The sequence below is a fragment of the uncultured Marixanthomonas sp. genome, assembly GCF_963974425.1.
Classification (GTDB): domain Bacteria; phylum Bacteroidota; class Bacteroidia; order Flavobacteriales; family Flavobacteriaceae; genus Marixanthomonas.
On sequence record NZ_CAXBCK010000044.1, the window covers coordinates 13,663 to 32,794 of the forward strand.

Here is a 19,132-nt window from a genome sequence, read left to right on the forward strand (position 1 = left end):
TATGGGATTATTTAAAAAAGATCCGTTGCAAATTATTACATTCCATAGCTATGGAACAAACTCTCACTTGTACATCCGTGGGAGGGCTTTGGAAGATGAAAACATCGATCTTTCCAAGAATGGAATTTTTAGCTTGATAAAAAACACTTATAAGCGGTTTGAAACCGACGAAATTCCATTTGCAAAACTTAAAATTACCTTGCCCTATAATTCGGTTTATTATACGGAGACTGATAATAAGGGTTACTTTAAGTTTAAAGAAAACATTCCCGGCTTAGATAATTTGACAAATAAAGAAGGTTGGCTGCAATATGAAATCTCATTTGAAGAGAAATTTCCTAATAGAATTATAAATAATCAAAATCGTTTTCCTGGTGAGATGCTTATTCCTTCAGAAAAAAGCGAATTCGGAGTAATTAGCGATATTGACGATACTATAATCCATACCGGTGTTGCTTCATTTTTAAAATTAAAATTAGTTTTTAATACTTTTTTTAGAAATGCGGAAAGTAGATCACCTCTGGAAGGTGCTTCAGAATTTTATCAACTATTACATCAAGGAAAAACAGGGAAGGAAGCGAACCCGCTATTTTATGTAAGCCACAGCCCTTGGAACTTATATCGGTATCTAGAACTGTTTTTAAAGGCAAATACGTTTCCGAAAGGACCGGTTTTGTTGCGAAGCCTTCCTACACCTTTCAGAAGAAAAAAAGAAGAGGAGAAGCCACAAAAACAGAAAGAAATTCTCAACATCCTAAAAACTTACCCAAATAAAGGCTTTATTTTAATTGGCGACAGTGGCGAACACGATGCTGATATTTATATAGAAATAGCCGAAAAGTATCCAAAACAAATTAAGGCAATCTACCTTCGAAGCGTAAAGCATAAAAAGAAAATGAGGCGCATTAAAAGTTTGTTTTCAAATTATGACACGACACCTGCTTTATTAGTAGAAGATAGTAAAGAGGCTATTAAACACGCAAAAGGACAAGGGTTTATAAAATAATTAGGACTTTTCTTTAAAATAGTTATATGTGTCATACTGAGCCCGTACGGCTGGTTTGCCGTGTTTTACATATTCATTTTTTTGGTCGGGATCAATTATACGTGCTTTAACATTATCGTTTAGTTGAATTTCTATTAGCTCTCTAATAGTATTATGGTGATCTTGATCTAAAATTGGGGTAACCACTTCAATACGGTGGCTCAGGTTTCGTTTCATCCAATCTGCGCTACCAATATACATTTTTTCATTCCCATCATTCCCGAAAATATAAATACGGCCGTGCTCTAAAAACCGATCGAGGATACTAGTAACTTGAATGTTTTCACTTTGATCTTTAATGCCAGGCACGATTGAGCAGATACCGCGTACTAATAATCTAATTTTCACACCTGCATTGCTAGCTTTATAAAGCATTTTTATCATGCTTTTATCTTGCAGGCTGTTCATTTTAGCAATAATATAGGCGTCTTTTCCTGCTTTTGCCAACTCCATTTCATTTTCTATTAAATCTTCAAAAGTATCTCGTAGTGTAAAGGGTGAAACTAAAAGCTTATCAGGTTTTGGGATAATCATTTTTCCTTGAAGAACTAAAAACAGTTTATTAAGGTCTTCTGTAATGGTTTTGTTGGCAGTCATGATGCCGAAATCTGTATATAATTTAGCCGTATTCTCATTAAAATTACCCGTTGCAATGTATCCGTACCGTTTTGATGATTCGTTTGTTTCACGCTCAATACATAGTATCTTTGAGTGGATTTTTATAGCCGGAAAACTATAAATTACGTGTGCGCCATTATCTTCAAATAATTTACCCCACTTTAAATTGTTATGCTCATCAAAACGAGCTTTTACTTCTATAAAAATGACAACTTCTTTTCCATTTTTTGCAGCTTTTGCAATAGCATCGTTTAATCTTGATTCACTGGCAGCTCGATAAATAGTCATTTTTATTGTAGTGACTTTGGGGTCATCTGCAGCTTCTTCTAATAGTTTTATTACCGGTTCGAAATTTTGGTAAGGGTAATGTATAAGTTGATCTTTTTCATCGATGGCTTTAAAAACCGAATCACAATCTGCCAAAACGGGATGTGGTAACGGGGGTAATTCTTCAGTAGATAAGTTTTTTGAAGTTGGGTTAGGAAACCCAAAAAAGTCTTTAAAGTTATGATATGTTCCACCCTTAACAATGTCAGTGTTATAAACCTCTAAAGCGTTCTTTAAAACTTCTTCAAATTGTTTTGGCATTTTATTGTCAATCAATAAACGGGTTGCCTGCCCTGTATTACGCTTAGGAAGCGATTTTTTTATCCGTTCCATTACGTTGCCAGAAAACTCATCTTCTATATACAATTCAGCATCTCTAGATTTTTTGATGGAATAAAAGGTAATATTTTCTTCCTTTTGAGGAGTTTGTTTTAAACTATACTTTAAAACATCATCAATAAAGGTGATAAAGTATTTTCCGTTATGCTTCGGAAATGTAAAAAACCGAGGTTCATCGTCAGGGATTTTAACTAATTTGAACGTATCGTTTTCTAGCTGAGCAGCGAGATATAATGCTTCATTTTCAATAAAAACAGTATCGCTATTTGAGCTGGGATTGAAACTTACTTCTAATTTTTCTTTTAACGTATCTTCAAAATATGATTTAGCGATTTCTTTTTGAGTAGTAGAAAACTCTTTGTAATCAATTAAATGAATACTTTCTTCTTTCAAATCTGGAATAATCTGGTTTTTGAAAATATCGCCAAATTCTTCTTGTTGCAGTTCTACTTGCTTTTTTATTTCTTTTAGAACCTTATTTGGCTTGGTGATTAATTTTTTTCTGAAAGGTTTTTCAATCTCTTTTATTTGTCGAATATCAGACACGCGAACCCTGAAAAATTCATCCAAATTGGAAGAAAAAATCGCTAAAAACTTGATACGCTCGTATAAAGGGTTTTTATAGTCTGCAGCTTCTTGTAAAACTCGATGATTGAAGCGCAACCACGAAAGGTCGCGGTGGTAATATTTTGTATTGTATAGTTTTGCCATAGTAGTTATACTGGCAAAATAAACATATTGCTACATCTTTTGTGTGAGCGAAATGTTAACTTTTATAGCCATAAAAGGTAGTAATGTTGTTTTCTTGTTAAAACAACCCGTGCAGTTCTGCGTCAATTTTATTAACTACTTCACCTAAATGTTCAGGGTTATCAACAAAGTCAAGGTTGTCTACATCTAAGATAATGAGGTTTCCTTTGTCGTAATCGTGTATCCAAGCTTCGTAACGCTCGTTTAAACGACTTAAGTAGTCGATGCTTATGGAGTTTTCATAATCGCGACCACGTTTATGAATTTGTTTTACTAGGTTAGGAATTGAACTGCGTAAGTAAATCAATAAATCTGGACCTTCGGTTACGCTTTCCATCAAATCGAATAGGGAGCGGTAATTTTCAAAATCACGATTGGTCATTAGGCCCATTGCATGTAGGTTGGGTGCGAAGATGTAGGCATCTTCATAAATGGTACGATCTTGAATAACATCCTTCCCTTTTTCACGAATTTCGAGAATTTGACGAAACCTACTGTTTAAAAAGTAAATTTGCAAGTTAAAAGACCATCGCGCCATTTGGTTGTAAAAGTCATCTAAATAGGGGTTGTCTTCCACATCTTCAAATTGAGGTTTCCACTTATAGTGTTTTGCCAATAAACGGGTTAAGGTTGTTTTTCCGGAGCCAATGTTTCCTGCAATTGCTACGTGCATAATCTTTACTTCTTAGGTTCGGTTAATTTTAGGGTGTGGATGTTTTTTCCGTCATAAATATACAGGAATTCCTGCGTAAGGTGCAAGTCTTTTATGGTTATTTCAGGTAATGGTATTTTTATTGCTTCAGGTAATTTTTTGGTTTTGCCTTCACTTATTTTGGCTAAATAATAAAGCGAATTTTCTTTTACGCCCATTACTTTTTCATCTTGCTGAATTACTTTAGTATAGCCTTCCAAAGCTATTTCAGAAAGTAAACTTCCATACACATTGAAAACGCGTGTTTTATTTTCAGTAAGTAAGTAACAATAATTAAAATTACTGGTTTGAGAAACCAACGTACCCGAAAATGGTTGCGAGACCACTGTATTGGTTAAAGAGCGGTAATTGAACAATTCTAATTGTTGTGTGTCAATATTAAAAACCCAAAGTCTGTTATTACCAGCGTTGGTTGCTGTATTAATGTTTAAAAACTGTGGAAGGTTGTTGAAGTTAATGCGCTCTATTTCATTTAATCTATTATCCACAAAAACAACAGTATTGGTATCTTCATAAAAAAGAACCACGTTTAACGGATTAATTATGTCTACTGAAGTTATGCGCCCTAATTGCAAATCGTTAAAAACAAAACCGCCATCAACACCAATCTTATGCAATTCCATGTTGGTGGTAAAATAGGTATTGTTAAAAGCATCAACGCCAATAAATTTATCAGCAATTAAAGGAGTTTTTGAAATAGATTCAATTTGTTGTGCCAGTAAAACTGGTGTAAGGAATAAAAAAAAGAGGTACACGGCTTTCATAGAGAGTTCAAGATACAAAAAGCGTGCTATATATTATGGCTTAGTAATAAAGGCTTCGAGCCTCAGCGTATTTTTGACTGGCTTTTTTAACGATTTTTTTATACTTATCATCAACAGCATCAACTCTTAGTTGTTGCTTTTCCTGAAGTGTAGCGATAACACGAAAAGTGTTTAAATATTCTTCTTGAAGATCATTTACGGTTTCGGTAAGGAAGCATAATTTTTCGTTTTCCTTATCAGAAAGCTTTTTATTTAATTTTTTAGATAATAAAAGTAACTGATCGCTAAGATCATCAAATTTATCTTGGTTGTTTAAAAACCGTGATAGTATATTTTCAAGCTCCTTATTTGTCTCATCAACATTTGTGGCTAACTCTTCAGCTACTTTATTAGATTTACCCTCTTGGTTAGTTGAAAAAAATCCCATGATTATTTAATTTGATTGAAAGATACACAAAAACCTTATTGTGATATAACTCTCACATAAATTTACGTATTTCTACGTAGTCTATAAAGATGCTTTATAAATCAGTATCTTTAATAAAAAAATTGAGTTATGCGAAAGATACTTTTGGGTGCTGCTATAGCATTTCTTATCGTATTTGGTTTACGATATTGTGAGCACAATAAAGACGAAAAGGAACAATTAGAAGCCAATACGGAATTGATTCAAAAAGAATTGAAAAATGTCGGAAAATTAATTGTTACCGAAGGTAGCTATGCTCAAGTTTTTACCTTCGAGGACTGGAAAAAATTCTATTTGGATGTTTTTTCAGCCCGTAATAAAGCACTTGTTGTAGTAAATGCAAAAGCAACAATCGCGTACGATTTAAGTAAAATTAAAACGGAAGTTAACTAAGAAATGAAAACCGTTACCATCATTCATATTCCTAAACCAGAATTAAATATCAACCCAGATATTGAGTATTACGATGTAAAACAAGATTATCTAAACCAATTTAAAGCGGAAGATTATAATAAAATAAAAAAGCAGGTTGAGTCTTCTCTTCGGAAAAAAATAGAAGCATCTGAATTGGTTACTAATGCAGAAAACAGATTAATTTCTGAACTTCAGAAAATTTATATTCTTACGAGTTCTATGGGGTGGACGCTTCAATATCAAAGTGAACCAATTGAAGACGAAATGGATTTAGAGAGGATTAAATTATAACTTCTTTTTAAGTGACTTCCAGCCACCACCATTAATCGCTTCAATATTGTTTTTGTTTAATGTTTTGGCTGCATTACCACTGCGAACGCCGCTGGCACAACAGGTAATTACAGGTTTGTTCCATTGCTTAATTTCTGAAATTTTAGCGTCAATTTCATTGACGGGAATATGTTTAGACCCCGAAATAGCCCCAGCATCGTACTCTTTCTGTGTTCGAACGTCTAAAATTACGGCATCCCGATTTTTAAAATCTTGGATTTCCTTAGTGTTACTTCCGAATAAAAAATCTAATAATCCCATATGTTAGTTACTTACTTGTTTGGTGTTCTTTTCAATTAGTAGTAACCCGTCATCAATTAAATGAGCAACGTTCGGGCGTTCCTTTTTAAGCGCTAATAGATGTTTTAAAACCTTTTCAGAAAAAGTGCTGTTTTCTGAAGCAACGAGTTCAAATATTTCTAAAGGAAGTAACCAGTCTTTTGGATAGTCATTCTCTAGAGTTTCAAATATGGTTTCTAACTCAGGAAGTTTTTCTTCAAAGGATTTATGGTCTTTATTATTCCGAAGTAAACGTATCTGCTTATAAAAATTATTTAACTTAATTTCTTTTTCAGAAAGGTTAGAACGATTGGTTTTTGTATCACTTAATTTATGAAGCGAAATAGGGAAAGATAGATAATCGGCAGCGCCTGTAAAAGCAGACACAATTTCTTTACCAACGGCCATATCAAAATCACCCATTTCTGGTGTAAATAGCACTTCGTCCTTATAAGTAACCGTACAATTTGTAAACTGGATAAGCATTAACTCACCTCGTAAATTTCGCATTCCGGTAACGTTTAAACCTTCAACGGTGATGCCACTTTCAAATTCGAAAGCAATAGGTTTACCATCGTAAAAATTATAAGCCTGTAAGTCGCGAGGTCCCATATTTTCGATAGCGAGATTTATTTTTTTCAATTTCCCCAGTGGTGATCTAAAACCGCTAGTATGACGGCTAATTCCGTGGCCAATTACTTCTTTTTCGCGGTATGCGAGCGCAGTTTCACCTTCGGTTTCAAAATAAACAACCTCATTGTCTTCATTTTGAATCATTCGGGAAAAATGACCGCTTACTTGAAGACCGGTACTCAGTTCTATCGTTCCAATTTGCTTAGAATTTATTAATTTTTTTAATCCGCGCCAACCACCTTTTCTTATGGCCATTGTATTTGCAAATTCTTCCAAAACTTCTTGTAAGTATGCAAAATCTGGGGTTACATATAATTGTGGTTGTGGTTTGGTGATATCAAACTCTTGGTAAGCTGCATCGATGGAATACGGTATTTTCTTTACTTCATCTTTCATACACCACGTACTTTCCCCAATAGAAGAAAGCAAGCCAGCTCCATAAATTTTAGGTTTTTCAACAGTGCCTACCAGTCCGTACTCAACAGTCCACCAATGTAAATTTCGTATAAGTGCAATTTCAGAAGGTTCTACTTTTTTATGCTGAAGTTCTTCTACTCGTTCTTCAGCTGCTTTTATGATGGTTTCTGAAATACCATCCGCTTCTTTTAAAATAGAAAGCTCTCGTACGGCTTCATACATTTCCATATCATGCGCACTAGAAATCGCTTTCGCACCAATCTCGCCAAAACGGCGTAGGTATTCGGCATAATCGGGACTAGCAATAATGGGTGCGTGTCCGGCACCTTCGTGAATAATATCTGGGGCAGGAGTGTATTCAATATTTTCAAGCTGACGAATATCACTGGCAATCACCAAAACTTTATACGCCTGAAACTCCATAAATGCATTAGGCGGAATAAACCCATCAACGGCAACGGCTGCCCAGCCAATTTCTTTTAAAATACGGTTCATTCCGTACATAGAAGGAATAGATTCGATTGAGATACCTGTTTTTCTAAGGCCGTCCAAATAACTTTCGTGTGCCACTTGGCTTAAATAATCTACGTTTTTGCGCATTACATACCGCCAAACTGCTTGGTTTATTGGTGTATATTGATCGTAATCCTGAGGTTTTATGTACTGCTTTAAATGCGGTGGTAACCTGTCTAGTAACTCGTTTGTTTCAATGCGCTCTTTCATAGGGGTCAAAAATAATGAAATTAGAATTACTTAGGTCGTAATTAATAATACCTTATAACAGATTTATGAATGAGTTTGTAAAAACTGTATCTTGCAGAATACTATGAAACCGGCTTCCCGAAAAACCGAAATAATAACCACAGCATCCCGTCTTTTTAAAGAAAAAGGATACAATGCTGTTTCTATGCGCGACATTGCACAGGCTATGGGGATAAAGGCTTCTAGCCTATACAATCATATTTCGGGAAAGCAAGAGATTCTTTCAACCTTAATATTGACGGTGGCTCGAGAGTTTACAAATGGTATGGAGCAAGTTGTTTCGAGTAAGGGGACATCAGTAGAGAAAATTGAAAAAATCATTGAATTCCATATTGATATTACTGTTACGTATTCTGAAGCGTTGCCAGCATTAAATAATGATTGGATGCATTTAAAAGAAGACGACTTACAGCAGTTTGTGAACATGCGTGATGATTATGAGCAAAATGTTCGAATTGTTATTAAGGAAGGTATTAAAGCCAATGAAATTGAAGCAAGACATCCTGAAGTGATATTATTTTCAATACTTTCTACCTTACGAACTTTGTATTTATGGTATGAAAAAAGGGGAAAACTCGATGTAAACGTTTTAAAAAGAGATATGGTTTCAGTATTGCTTCAAGGTATTGTGTAGTTATCACATTGCTAAACCTATATTTTTCAATTAAATTTGCAAAAAAAAATGCTTAGGGAGCGTATTCTGCTTCTTCTAAGGTTATTGAGATATGTTTTACTTTATAAACAGCTCTATTTTCAACTAAAATTTAAATGAAAAAACTCCTCTTAGCGCTATCTTCTATTTTTTTAATACCAATAATAGTAAGTGCACAACATGATACTCTTGTCCATCAAAATGAAAATATCGCTCCTAAAAAGGATAAAATAAAAACCTGGGATCTTGTAAAAAATGATGCTTCTTTAGCTTGGGGTGGTTTCAAGTATGTGTATTCGAGGCCCTTGCAATGGGAAAAAGATGATTTTGCTATTGCAGCTGGTATTGTAGTGGGTACAGTAGGGTTAAACCTTATAGACGACAATACTAATAGATTTTTTAATAAACAAGGAGAGGACATACCGGATTTAATACAAGATTTTGGTTTTTACTTTGGTAGTCCCCAAAATAACTATGGAATTAACGGCGGGCTGTACTTGGTAGGTTTATTTACAAAAAGTGAAAAGTTAAGAAGAACAGGAATCTTGATGATAACAGCAGCTAGTGCAGCAGGTTTGGTTCAAACCATTTCAAAAACAGCTGTAGGTCGAGCCAGACCTTCTACAGGAGGTAAGTTTACTTTTAAGCCATTTAGTAAAGAAGGTGGGTATCACTCTTTTCCTTCTGGGCATACAATACTTTCTTTTACTACATTTTACTCTTTATCAAAACAGTTTGACAATGTTTGGGTAAAAGCTGGGCTTATAGGGGTAGGAATGGTGTCTCCTGTTTCTAGGCTATGGGCTGGCGCTCATTGGTTAACCGATGTAGCGCTAAGTACCGCTCTTACCGTCGTGGTGGTAGATGCTGTCGATAAATACCTAGATGAAAATATGAAGTCTGATGCCGAGTTGTTAAAAGAAAAAAAGAATAAAATTTCTTGGCGTTTTCAACTAGGAGCCGGCACCGTAGGTTTAAGAGGAACATTCTAAAATAGATTAAAAAAGTTGCTTATATTCTTTCCTTTAAATTAAAATCATGCAACCCAATAATTTCACTACAGAATTCTTCGGCATAGGAATCCAAAACGGTAAAACACCTGAAAATCTTGGTGTGCTTTGGCGAACCGCCCAAAATATGGGGGCTAGTTTTATTTTTACGATCGGTAATCGTTATGCAAATCAATCGAGTGATACGCATAATGCCGTAAAATCACTTCCGTATTTTCATTATGAAACCTTTGAAGATTTTTATAAACACTTACCAAAAGGCTGCCGTATTGTTGGGGTTGAAAAAACAGAGAAAGCCGTTCAGTTAGAAAACTTTGAGCATCCAAAACGTTGTGTGTATTTATTGGGAGCCGAAGATCACGGCTTATCCAACCAAGCGATTGAAAAAGCACATTTTTTAATTCAATTTCCTTCAGAAAAAAGTTTAAATGTCGCTGTGGCTGGCAGTATTATTTTGTATGATCGAGGACGAAATAAGCTGAAAGTTTAGTATATTCAAAAGAAAGCAAGTATAATTTTAAAAGATATCCGCCGCATTTTATATTGAGCGGCGTCGAAATACGGGCATTGTTATGAGCAGAGGATTTGTAAGAGAAGGCGATCAAGAAGAACCACCTATGATTCCGCCACGGGCAGCACTGCCCGAAGGAGTGGTAAATTATGTTACGCCAACTGGCATGGAGCAGTTAGTGCACGAACGAGAAAGATTGCAAACTGAAATTAAAGAATTAACCATTACCGATGAGCGAGAACGAAGACGTACTCTCGCAGTTATTGAAGGGAAACTTAAATTGCTCTATGAGCGCATTCATGCTGCGCGAGTTCTTAACCCTAAAGAGCAACCTAAAGATGAGGTACGTTTTGGTGCTATAATAGAAATTCAAAATTTAGATACCAAAACCAAACAGCAATTTACAATAGTTGGTGTCGATGAAGCCGATGTAACAAAAAGTAAGATTGCATTTGTTGCTCCAATTGCTAAAGCCGTTACAGGTGCGAAAATTGGCGAAACAGTAGATTTTAAATTGGGAAATGAAGTTAGAAAGTTGAAAATACTTAGCATTTCTTATACATAAAAAACGCCTTGTAAAAAATACAAGACGTTCTTTCAATATGTCATTTTCTATTTATTTTTCAAACGGAATAAATTCAAAATTTTGTCCGCCAACAGATGCTTCTAAGCTTAATCCAGCTTTTGGCATAGTAAACACGGCAACACCGTTTCTATAATCGGCGTTTAAGGAAGCCCCATCTTTAACCAATACAGCTGAGACTTTGGCTGAAAGTTCAAAATCGTCGTCTTTAAAACGTTGCAAAGATTCTTCACTATTAAATAAAATAGCTTCTCTGTAGGCTTCACCACCTATTTGGGCGCCTACATCTACTTTTTTCATTTTTGCCATTCCAATAAGTTGTCCGTTTTCATAAACAGCACCATTACCAGAAGCACCGCCAACTATGAAGGCACCTTCCCCTACATTTGGGAAGATTACGTATGCATCAGCATCAGCGAAATATTTCGCCATTGATTTATTCTTAGTAATAAACGCTTCTTTCGCTTTTTCAGCATCATTTATTACTTCACGGTCTTTGTCATTTTGTGCAAAAAGCGTTAAGCTAAAGCACATCAGTAATACGAGTATTAAATTTTTCTTCTTCATAATTATGTTTTTTTGTTATTCATTAGCTAAGTTACTGATTGATTATTACCATATTAGTTAATGAGCTGTTATTGTTAGTTAAAGGAAATCTTAACGTTTATCAAGGAACCTTTTCTACCGTTAAAATTTTAATAATGATTATTGTAGGGATGAAAGTAGGTTAGAGTAATTCATTTTAAAGTATCTTTGCAACAAATTAAAATTATGGCACATAAAGCAGGATTTGTAAATATTATTGGTAATCCAAACGTTGGTAAAAGCACGCTTATGAATGCTTTTATAGGCGAGCGACTTTCTATTATTACTAGTAAAGCACAAACTACGCGTCACCGTATTTTAGGAATTGTAAACGGTGAAGATTTTCAAGTAATCCTAAGCGATACACCTGGTATTATAAAACCAGCGTACCAATTACAGGAAAGCATGATGGATTTTGTAAAATCTGCTTTTGAAGATGCCGATATTTTATTGTACTTGGTTGAATTAGGTGAAAAAGACCTTAAAGACGAGGCGTTTTTTGAAAAAATAAAAAATGCTAATATTCCCGTGTTACTTCTTATCAATAAAATAGATAAAGGAAACGAAGAAAAATTAACCGAAGCCCTACAGATGTGGCAAGAAAAAGTTCCTAATGCGGAGATTTTTGCTATTTCAGCATTAGAAAACTTTGGTGTTTCTGAAGTATTTAAGCGCATTATAGAGGTGTTGCCAGAATCACCTGCTTTTTATCCCAAAGACCAATTAACAGACAAACCAGAACGCTTTTTTGTAAACGAAACCATTCGGGAAAAAATCTTGATGCACTACAAAAAAGAGATTCCCTATTCTGTAGAAATTGATACCGAAGAGTTTTTTGAAGATGATGATATTATCCGTATCCGAAGTGTGATTATGGTAGAACGCGAAACGCAAAAAGGAATTATCATCGGCCATAAAGGTTCGGCACTTAAACGTGTAGGAGTAGAAGCGCGTAAGGATTTAGAGAAATTCTTCGGAAAACAGATACACCTAGAAACGTACGTAAAAGTGAATAAAAACTGGCGTAGTGATGATAGACAGTTAAGACGTTTCGGATATAATCAGAAATAATTAGTTCACTACTTATATTTTATAAGAAATACTTGAAATTTGTATATTAGGGTATTTCAGAAAAACACAATAACTACCATTAAAATGCGGTACTTTTGCATTTTTAAAATAAACAGAAAATCATGAGCATAGTTGCTATCGTAGGAAGACCAAACGTAGGAAAATCTACTTTTTTTAATAGATTAATCCAACGACGGGAAGCTATTACCGATGCCGTAAGCGGTGTTACCCGTGATCGTCATTACGGAAAAAGTGACTGGAACGGCAAAGAATTTTCATTAATTGATACCGGTGGATATGTTAAAGGAAGCGATGATGTTTTTGAAGATGAAATAGATAAACAAGTTGTGTTAGCTATTGAAGAAGCAGATGCTATTATTTTCATGGTTGATGTAGAAAGCGGCTTAACCGGAATGGACGAAGAGGTTGCGACCTTGTTGAGAAAGTCTAAAAAACCATTCTTTTTAGCCGTAAATAAAGTAGATAGTGCCACGCGTGAAAATGATGCGGTGGAATTCTATTCTCTAGGAGTTGAAAAATACTACACGCTATCTTCTATCAACGGGAGCGGAACAGGGGAGTTGCTTGATGATTTAGTAAAAGCCTTACCAGAAAAAGAAGAAGAGGAAGAAAGTGAATTACCACGTTTTGCTGTGGTAGGAAGACCAAACGCAGGGAAATCATCCTTTATCAACACGCTAATAGGTGAGGAACGATACATTGTAACCGATATCGCCGGAACTACACGTGATAGTATTGACACTCGCTACAATCGTTTTGGCTTTGAGTTTAATCTAGTTGACACCGCTGGAATTAGACGAAAAGCAAAAGTAAAGGAAGATCTAGAGTTTTATTCCGTGATGCGAAGTGTCCGTGCTATTGAGCATTGCGATGTGATGATCTTAATACTTGACGCCACTCGTGGTTTTGACGGACAAGTACAGAATATTTTCTGGTTGGCACAGCGCAATAACAAAGGGGTTGTAATTCTGGTAAACAAATGGGATTTGGTTGAAAAAGAAACCAACACCGTAAAAGAATTTGAAAAACACATTCGTCAAGAATGTGAACCCTTTACCGATGTCCCAATCGTATTTATTTCCGTATTGAACAAACAACGTATTTTCAAGGCAATTGAAACAGCGGTTGAGGTTTATAAAAACCGAAGCAAACGGATTAAAACAAGTAAATTGAACGATGTATTGTTACCCATTATTCAAGCTACGCCACCGCCACAATACAAAGGGAAGTACGTGAAAATTAAGTTTATAACGCAATTACCAATGCCTTACCCTACTTTTGCGTTTTTTGCCAACTTACCACAATATGTAAAAGATCCTTACAAACGGTTTTTGGAAAATAAGCTTCGTGAAAATTTCGACTTCACAGGGGTTCCGGTAAAAATTTACCTTCGGAAGAAATAAGCTGAATTTTTTTGATTGTTTATTAAGTTATACGAAAAGGTTATTATCTTCGTTAAGACTATAACTAACATCAATCAAATTTAATTTTCTATGAAGCACCTATTAACTTGGGTTTTGCTTTTGCTTTCGGTTGCATCTTTCTCACAAACCAAAGACTTTGAAATCTCCGGACAGCTTATTTCCAAAGAAAAAAAAGAACCATTAGAGTCGGCTACCATATACTTACAGCGAGTTAAAGACAGCTCGTTGGTTACGTATACCATTTCAGATAAACAAGGCGACTTCTTTCTAAAAGGTAGAACCGCAGATGAAAAGTTAAACTTATACATTTCGTATGTGGGGTTTAAAACATATTTCAAATCAATTTTATTAGATAAAGATAAAATCAATTTAGGGGAAATTCCACTCACTGAAGATGATAATGTGTTGGATGAAGTACTTATTAAATCACAGGCACCCGTAACTGTTAAAACTGATACGTTGGAGTTCAATGTAGCTTCTTTCAAAACAAAAAAAGACGCCAATGTAGAAGATTTGCTGAAGGAACTCCCAGGCGTTGAAGTAGATTCCCAAGGAAATATAACGGTAAATGGTAAACCGGTAAATAAGATTTTAGTGAACGGAAAACCCTTTTTTGGTGATGATCCTACTATTGCGACTCGAAATCTTACTAAAGAAATAGTGGATAAGATACAAGTTACCGATACGAAAACAGATTCTGAAGCTTTCACTGGTGAAAAAGGAGATGAAGAGAATAAAACAATTAATATCACCATCGATGAAGAAAAAAACAAAGGAATTTTTGGTCGAGTAGCAGGTGGCGCGGGTACCGATGAGCGTTTTGAATACGCAGGGCTGCTTAATTATTTTGACAACGACCTGCGAATAAGCGCCCTAGCTGGAGGTAACAATATTAACTCACCTGGGTTTAGTTTTGGTGAAATTCAAAAAATGTTCGGGAATGCTCGTTATATGAGTGTTAATAGTAATGGTACCTTTAATATTGATGGTAGAATGTTTGGTGGCGGAGATGGAATTACAAATTCCAGAACGGCAGGTGCCAATTACGCAGATGATCTCGGAAAGGAAACCGACTTAACAGCAGATTACTTTTATTCCGCAGCCAACTCATTTAATGATGAAATACGCAATCGGGAGAACATTTTACCAGACGATCGTTACTTTTCAAATAACACTTCAAGTTCAAAAACTAATTCCGATAGCCACGCAGCTAATTTGCGTTTTAAAACCCAAATAGATTCAACCTTTCTTATCAATATTCGTCCGCAATTTCGATATAATACGGGAGAATCGTATTCTAGTAACAATGAAGAGACCACACGTTTAAATGGCGAGTTGACTAACCAGTCTACTACAGAACGAAGTTCAGAAAATATTCAGAAATCGTTTGAAAATCGATTTAACCTAACTAAAAAGTATGGTAATAAGGGTGGTTTTTTTAAGCTAACAATTACGAATGAAATTGAAGATTCAGAAATTGAAAATAAAGCAAATTCGAACACTGAAATTTTTGGTGATGATCCGGAAACTATAATTAGAAATCAATTTACCGATGGCGAGCAAAGCTCGAATCAATATGAAATTACCCCAGAATTTAGACTTCCTATATTGGCTAAAAAACTTTATTTAGATTTAGAGTATTCTTACCGAAATGATAAACGAGAAGACCGCCAAAGTGTGTTCGATTTTGATGAAACTTCTCAAGATTTTTCGCTTTTCAACCTTGATCAAAGTACCGATTTTACAAATACAGATAGTAGGTCACGTCCAGAAGTAGGGCTGCGTTACAATGATGATAAATTACGAACCGGGATTAACTTGGGTTATGTAATGAGAACGCTGGAAAGTGAAGATGCGTTGCGCGATATTAATTTTGAAAACGATTTTAATGCGGTAGAACTTTCAGCAAATTTAAGTTATAAGTTTAGCCAAAAGTTTAGAATGTATTCTGGCTATTATTTGCGTAATGATGCACCGAATGTTTCACTATTATCACCGTATGTTGATGTTTCAGACCCATTAAATATTGTTCAAGGAAATCCAAACTTAAGTCCATCAAATAATCACAGCATTTATATGGGTTTCAATAATTATGATTTTCAAACAAAATCTGGGTTTTATAGTAATTTCAACGGAAACTTCACAAACGATAGAGTGATTTCAAAAACAACTATTGATGAAAATTTTGTTCGGAATACAACCTATGCAAACGTAGATGGATATTACAGTGGAAGTGTAAATGTTGGCTATAATAAGTCCGTGAAAATTGATAGCGTAAAAAGTGTTAAGTATAAAGTTGGTGGTTTTATTAGTGGAAACCGAAATGTAAACTTTAATAACGAAGTACAATACGCAAGTAAAACGTTTACGTACTCGCCAAATGTAAGCGTTGGCTTTATATGGGATGAGTTATTTGAGATTGAACCCTCTTACGAAGTGTCTTTTAGTAAAAACACGTTTAATTTAGATTTGTTTGAAGACAGAACGTATGTAGTACACGATTTACAGTTAGAGACCACCACAACATTTCCTGAAAAGCTTGAATGGAATAATGACATAACGTATAGCTATAATTCGAACATTGCACCTGGTTTTCAAAAAGATGCTTTATTCTGGAATGCATCGCTTTCCTATTCTGTTATGAAAGATAAAGGATTGATAACTTTAAAAGCCTACGATTTATTAAATCAAAATACCAACGCTCGCCGAACTTCTACACAAGATTACATTCAGGATGTTCAAAGCACCGTGTTGCAACGCTATTTTATGGTCGGATTTAGCTACAAGTTTAACACGCTCGGGAAAAAAGGGGAAACAAGAGGTGGCAATTTTTGGTTTGATTGATTTGTGTTGGAAACTGGAAAAAAAGTTAGAAAACAGCCATATTTTGATTTTATAAAAAAATAGGCGTTGTAAATCAATTTAACCACATAGATACTTTAAGGATACTCCATAGATAAGCCATAGATAGTTCATTGTTTTGTAGGAATTCAGTCCTTTTTCCTACAGGTAAAAACCGTAGTGATTTTCCTACCACTACTAACTATTCCATTACCATCCTCCAGAAGCACCGCCACCGCCGAAGCCACCGCCGCCGAAGCCGCCACCAAAGCCACCACCGCCGCTAAAGCCACCACCAGAACTGCCACCGCCAAATCCGCCGGTTCGTCCCATGCTGCTTAAAATAATCATATCGAGTAGACCACCACTTCTTCGGCCACCACTACCTCCACCACGTCCCCCTTTTTTAGAGCTTAGTGCAATGATGATGATAATGAAAATAATAACGATAAAAACAAAGTTACCACCGCCGCCACTAGATTTTTTATTGAAATTCCTATCTTCTTTAAACTCACCATTCAAAGCAGCAAAAACAGCATCGGCTCCTTGGTCTAAGCCTGAATAGAAGTTTCCTTTTTTAAATTCAGGAATCATAATGCGGTTAATGATGCGCTCTGCCATTAAATCGGTAATTCGATCCCGTAGCCTGTGTTGATGTCTATTTTACGATCATCCTTGGCGAGTATGATTAGAATTCCATTGTCTTCATCTTTTTGACCAATGCCCCATTTTTGGCCCCATTTGGCGCCTAAAAACGAAATATCTTCCCCTTTTGTGGTGCTGATTATCGCTACTACAATCTGTGTCGAGGTAGAATCGGCATATCGTATTAATTTGTTTTCGAGGTTCTTTTTCTGGGATGGATTCAATAAACCGACATAATCGTAAACCGAAGTTTGCTCTGTTTGTTTTGTAGGCTTTGGGGGAATATCATATTGCGCAATACTTGTTTCAGAAAAAAATAGGAATCCTATTAAAAGTAAAATGAAATTGTATTTCTGAAATAATCTGAGCATACTCTTATCAATTTTTTTATTTACCAACATCGGTGCCTGAGTGTTCCGACGTTAGGAGGAATGTATCGAAGGCCCAACTACCAACTAATTCACCCTACTGAAATATCATCAGGTAATTCGTTTTTATCATCTTTTTGATATGGGAAGTGTTTTTTAAGCTGTTCACCAGCCATGAGAATACCATCCACTAAGCCTTGTTCCATATTACCTTCCTTAAATTGACTGATAATGGTGTCTTTGGTACTTTCCCAAAAATCGGGCGCCACAACATCGTTTATACCACTGTCGCCTAAAATTACAAGCGTGCGGTCTTCTACAGCAACATAAATTAGAACTCCATTGCTTTGTTTGGTGTTGTTCATATGCAACATATCAAAAACTTCGGCAGCGCGTTCAAATGGATCTATTTCACTATGGGCTTCTAAATGAATTCGAACTTCACCCGAGGTGTTTTTTTCGGCTGTGCGAATGGCTTCAATAATATCGCCTTCGGCATTGGCGGAAAGGAAATCTTCTACTTTAGACATATAAAAAAGGACTTGTTAGCTATTAAAATCAAATTCTACTTCGGGTGCATCTTCACTTCCAGCGTCTGCTTCAAAATATATTTTGCGTTCAAAACCTAGGATGCTTGCTGCAATAGTTGTTGGAAATTGTCGCACTTCCGAATTAAAAATACGAGCCTGATCATTAAAACGATTCCGTTCTACGTTTATTCGATTTTCAGTACGCTCCAGCTCGTTAATTAGTTCCTTAAAGTTTTCATTTGCTTTAAGGTCTGGGTATCGTTCAAACGTAGCCAATAATCTTGAAAGGGCAGAAGTTAACCCCGATTGGGCTTGTTGAAATTGCGCTAGCTGTTCTGGCGTAATATTGGAAGGGTCGATAGTAACCGAAGTTGCTTTGCTTCTAGCTTCAATAACCTGCGTTAATGTTTGTTGTTCAAACTCTGCGTAGCCTTTTGCGGTTTTTACAATGTTTGGAATTAAATCTGCTCGACGTTGGTATGAGCTTTCTACATTTGCCCATTGTGCTGTAACGTTTTCATCCATAGGCACAAGCCTGTTGTTAACGTTTACAAACCAAAATCCACCAATTGCCACAAGGGCAACGATTATTATTACGGGGATGAGCCATTTTTTCATAATTTATATTTTAAAGTTGGTCTTTTATTTTAAGCAATTCTGCTTTTACTGTTTCTAATTTACGGATAATCTCGAAACGGCTTAATGTTTTTTGTTTGTTTTCTTTTAGATGGGTTTTGGCACCTTCGAGGGTAAAGCCGCGCTCTTTAACCAAATGATAGATAAATTCTAAATTTTTTATATCCTCTTGGGTAAATTTACGGTTTCCTTTTGCGTTTTTTTTTGGTTTTAAAACATCAAATTCCTTTTCCCAAAAACGGATAAGAGAGGTGTTTACATCAAAAGCTTCGGCGACTTCACCTATGCTGTAATATCTTTTTTCAGGTAAGTCAATGTGCATAGTTGCCTAATCTAATTTAAATCAGTTGAATTATTAAAGGTATAAAATTACTACTTCTTAATCTAATGATTGGTTTT

18 protein-coding genes and 2 pseudogenes are annotated in these 19,132 nt (G+C 35.5%); 9 read left to right on the top strand and 11 right to left on the bottom strand.

Translation table 11 applies throughout. The features are described 5' to 3' along the window. The first annotated feature begins 1 nt into the window (after position 1). Positions 2 to 1,006 carry a phosphatase domain-containing protein gene (locus AACZ92_RS12685; protein ID WP_339701967.1) on the top strand — a complete coding sequence of 335 codons (1,005 nt, stop codon included), beginning with the start codon at positions 2 to 4 and terminating at the stop codon, positions 1,004 to 1,006. Here the strand turns inward: AACZ92_RS12685 and ppk1 are convergent, their stop codons facing one another. The 4 genes from ppk1 to AACZ92_RS12705 all read right to left on the bottom strand — a co-directional run bounded on the left by ppk1 (position 1,007) and on the right by AACZ92_RS12705 (position 4,982). Continuing rightward, the gene (gene ppk1, locus AACZ92_RS12690; RefSeq protein ID WP_339701969.1) at positions 1,007 to 3,040 is read right to left on the bottom strand and encodes a polyphosphate kinase 1; all 2,034 of its coding nucleotides are present in this window, start codon (positions 3,038 to 3,040) and stop codon (positions 1,007 to 1,009) included. A 97-nt stretch (positions 3,041 to 3,137) separates the two neighbouring features. Further along, the gene (locus tag AACZ92_RS12695; RefSeq protein WP_339701971.1) at positions 3,138 to 3,752 is read right to left on the bottom strand and encodes a deoxynucleoside kinase; all 615 of its coding nucleotides are present in this window, start codon (positions 3,750 to 3,752) and stop codon (positions 3,138 to 3,140) included. Between the two features lie 5 nt (positions 3,753 to 3,757). Continuing rightward, positions 3,758 to 4,555 carry a hypothetical protein gene (locus tag AACZ92_RS12700; protein WP_339701972.1) on the bottom strand — a complete coding sequence of 266 codons (798 nt, stop codon included), beginning with the start codon at positions 4,553 to 4,555 and terminating at the stop codon, positions 3,758 to 3,760. 40 nt (positions 4,556 to 4,595) lie between these two features. Next, positions 4,596 to 4,982, bottom strand: a complete 387-nt coding sequence (locus AACZ92_RS12705) for a hypothetical protein (protein WP_339701973.1) — start codon at positions 4,980 to 4,982, stop codon at positions 4,596 to 4,598. A gap of 129 nt (positions 4,983 to 5,111) precedes the next feature. Between AACZ92_RS12705 and AACZ92_RS12710 the strand changes: the two are divergent. Next, positions 5,112 to 5,726: pseudogene (locus AACZ92_RS12710) on the top strand (DUF4230 domain-containing protein). Here AACZ92_RS12710 and AACZ92_RS12715 read toward each other — a convergent pair. Beyond that, positions 5,721 to 6,026 (bottom strand): rhodanese-like domain-containing protein, encoded by a 306-nt coding sequence (locus AACZ92_RS12715; RefSeq protein ID WP_339701975.1) that lies wholly within the window; start codon positions 6,024 to 6,026, stop codon positions 5,721 to 5,723. The pseudogene AACZ92_RS12710 and the gene AACZ92_RS12715 overlap by 6 nt on opposite strands. A gap of 3 nt (positions 6,027 to 6,029) precedes the next feature. After that, positions 6,030 to 7,817 carry an aromatic amino acid hydroxylase gene (locus AACZ92_RS12720; RefSeq protein ID WP_339701977.1) on the bottom strand — a complete coding sequence of 596 codons (1,788 nt, stop codon included), beginning with the start codon at positions 7,815 to 7,817 and terminating at the stop codon, positions 6,030 to 6,032. Positions 7,818 to 7,920: 103 nt separating this feature from the next. Between AACZ92_RS12720 and AACZ92_RS12725 the strand changes: the two genes are divergently transcribed. From AACZ92_RS12725 to AACZ92_RS12740, 4 genes are all read left to right on the top strand, one after another. Continuing rightward, complete coding sequence (locus AACZ92_RS12725) at positions 7,921 to 8,490, top strand: TetR/AcrR family transcriptional regulator (RefSeq protein ID WP_339701979.1); 570 nt, start codon at positions 7,921 to 7,923, stop codon at positions 8,488 to 8,490. A gap of 134 nt (positions 8,491 to 8,624) precedes the next feature. Then, on the top strand, positions 8,625 to 9,500 hold the full coding sequence (locus tag AACZ92_RS12730; protein ID WP_339701981.1) for a phosphatase PAP2 family protein: 876 nt from the start codon (positions 8,625 to 8,627) through the stop codon (positions 9,498 to 9,500). A 46-nt stretch (positions 9,501 to 9,546) separates the two neighbouring features. Further along, positions 9,547 to 10,008, top strand: coding sequence for an RNA methyltransferase (locus tag AACZ92_RS12735; RefSeq protein ID WP_339701983.1), 462 nt, complete (start codon positions 9,547 to 9,549; stop codon positions 10,006 to 10,008). 82 nt (positions 10,009 to 10,090) lie between these two features. Continuing rightward, a complete protein-coding gene (locus tag AACZ92_RS12740; RefSeq protein ID WP_339701985.1) occupies positions 10,091 to 10,594 on the top strand; it encodes a GreA/GreB family elongation factor in 504 nt (167 codons plus the stop codon). A 51-nt stretch (positions 10,595 to 10,645) separates the two neighbouring features. Here AACZ92_RS12740 and AACZ92_RS12745 read toward each other — a convergent pair whose 3' ends face one another. Next, positions 10,646 to 11,179, bottom strand: coding sequence for a lipid-binding SYLF domain-containing protein (locus AACZ92_RS12745; RefSeq protein WP_339701987.1), 534 nt, complete (start codon positions 11,177 to 11,179; stop codon positions 10,646 to 10,648). A 204-nt stretch (positions 11,180 to 11,383) separates the two neighbouring features. Here AACZ92_RS12745 and era point away from each other — a divergent pair, with 204 nt between their 5' ends. From era to AACZ92_RS12760, 3 genes are all read left to right on the top strand, one after another. Continuing rightward, positions 11,384 to 12,268: a GTPase Era gene (gene era, locus AACZ92_RS12750; RefSeq protein ID WP_339701989.1), complete on the top strand. Its 885-nt coding sequence runs from the start codon at positions 11,384 to 11,386 to the stop codon at positions 12,266 to 12,268. A 119-nt stretch (positions 12,269 to 12,387) separates the two neighbouring features. Further along, on the top strand, positions 12,388 to 13,692 hold the full coding sequence (der, locus tag AACZ92_RS12755; RefSeq protein ID WP_339702000.1) for a ribosome biogenesis GTPase Der: 1,305 nt from the start codon (positions 12,388 to 12,390) through the stop codon (positions 13,690 to 13,692). Positions 13,693 to 13,782: 90 nt separating this feature from the next. After that, positions 13,783 to 16,557 (top strand): outer membrane beta-barrel protein, encoded by a 2,775-nt coding sequence (locus AACZ92_RS12760; RefSeq protein ID WP_339701991.1) that lies wholly within the window; start codon positions 13,783 to 13,785, stop codon positions 16,555 to 16,557. 207 nt (positions 16,558 to 16,764) lie between these two features. Here AACZ92_RS12760 and AACZ92_RS12765 read toward each other — a convergent pair. The 4 genes and pseudogenes from AACZ92_RS12765 to AACZ92_RS12780 form a co-directional block, all read right to left on the bottom strand. After that, positions 16,765 to 17,570, bottom strand: a pseudogene (locus AACZ92_RS12765) (TPM domain-containing protein). Between the two features lie 89 nt (positions 17,571 to 17,659). Next, the gene (locus AACZ92_RS12770) at positions 17,660 to 18,097 is read right to left on the bottom strand and encodes a TPM domain-containing protein (RefSeq protein ID WP_339701993.1); all 438 of its coding nucleotides are present in this window, start codon (positions 18,095 to 18,097) and stop codon (positions 17,660 to 17,662) included. A 15-nt stretch (positions 18,098 to 18,112) separates the two neighbouring features. Beyond that, entirely contained in the window at positions 18,113 to 18,715 is a 603-nt protein-coding gene (locus tag AACZ92_RS12775) for a LemA family protein (RefSeq protein WP_339701995.1), read from the bottom strand. A gap of 10 nt (positions 18,716 to 18,725) precedes the next feature. Beyond that, positions 18,726 to 19,055, bottom strand: a complete 330-nt coding sequence (locus AACZ92_RS12780) for a MerR family transcriptional regulator (RefSeq protein ID WP_117158802.1) — start codon at positions 19,053 to 19,055, stop codon at positions 18,726 to 18,728. Positions 19,056 to 19,132 lie beyond the last annotated feature (77 nt).

Coding starts and splice junctions, on each gene's coding strand:
- AACZ92_RS12685 (WP_339701967.1), top strand. CDS start 2: ATGGGATTATTTAAAAAAGATCCGTTGCAAATTATTACATTCCATAGC.
- ppk1 (WP_339701969.1), bottom strand. CDS start 3,040: ATGGCAAAACTATACAATACAAAATATTACCACCGCGACCTTTCGTGG.
- AACZ92_RS12695 (WP_339701971.1), bottom strand. CDS start 3,752: ATGCACGTAGCAATTGCAGGAAACATTGGCTCCGGAAAAACAACCTTA.
- AACZ92_RS12700 (WP_339701972.1), bottom strand. CDS start 4,555: ATGAAAGCCGTGTACCTCTTTTTTTTATTCCTTACACCAGTTTTACTG.
- AACZ92_RS12705 (WP_339701973.1), bottom strand. CDS start 4,982: ATGGGATTTTTTTCAACTAACCAAGAGGGTAAATCTAATAAAGTAGCT.
- AACZ92_RS12715 (WP_339701975.1), bottom strand. CDS start 6,026: ATGGGATTATTAGATTTTTTATTCGGAAGTAACACTAAGGAAATCCAA.
- AACZ92_RS12720 (WP_339701977.1), bottom strand. CDS start 7,817: ATGAAAGAGCGCATTGAAACAAACGAGTTACTAGACAGGTTACCACCG.
- AACZ92_RS12725 (WP_339701979.1), top strand. CDS start 7,921: ATGAAACCGGCTTCCCGAAAAACCGAAATAATAACCACAGCATCCCGT.
- AACZ92_RS12730 (WP_339701981.1), top strand. CDS start 8,625: ATGAAAAAACTCCTCTTAGCGCTATCTTCTATTTTTTTAATACCAATA.
- AACZ92_RS12735 (WP_339701983.1), top strand. CDS start 9,547: ATGCAACCCAATAATTTCACTACAGAATTCTTCGGCATAGGAATCCAA.
- AACZ92_RS12740 (WP_339701985.1), top strand. CDS start 10,091: ATGAGCAGAGGATTTGTAAGAGAAGGCGATCAAGAAGAACCACCTATG.
- AACZ92_RS12745 (WP_339701987.1), bottom strand. CDS start 11,179: ATGAAGAAGAAAAATTTAATACTCGTATTACTGATGTGCTTTAGCTTA.
- era (WP_339701989.1), top strand. CDS start 11,384: ATGGCACATAAAGCAGGATTTGTAAATATTATTGGTAATCCAAACGTT.
- AACZ92_RS12760 (WP_339701991.1), top strand. CDS start 13,783: ATGAAGCACCTATTAACTTGGGTTTTGCTTTTGCTTTCGGTTGCATCT.
- AACZ92_RS12770 (WP_339701993.1), bottom strand. CDS start 18,097: ATGTCTAAAGTAGAAGATTTCCTTTCCGCCAATGCCGAAGGCGATATT.
- AACZ92_RS12775 (WP_339701995.1), bottom strand. CDS start 18,715: ATGAAAAAATGGCTCATCCCCGTAATAATAATCGTTGCCCTTGTGGCA.
- AACZ92_RS12780 (WP_117158802.1), bottom strand. CDS start 19,055: ATGCACATTGACTTACCTGAAAAAAGATATTACAGCATAGGTGAAGTC.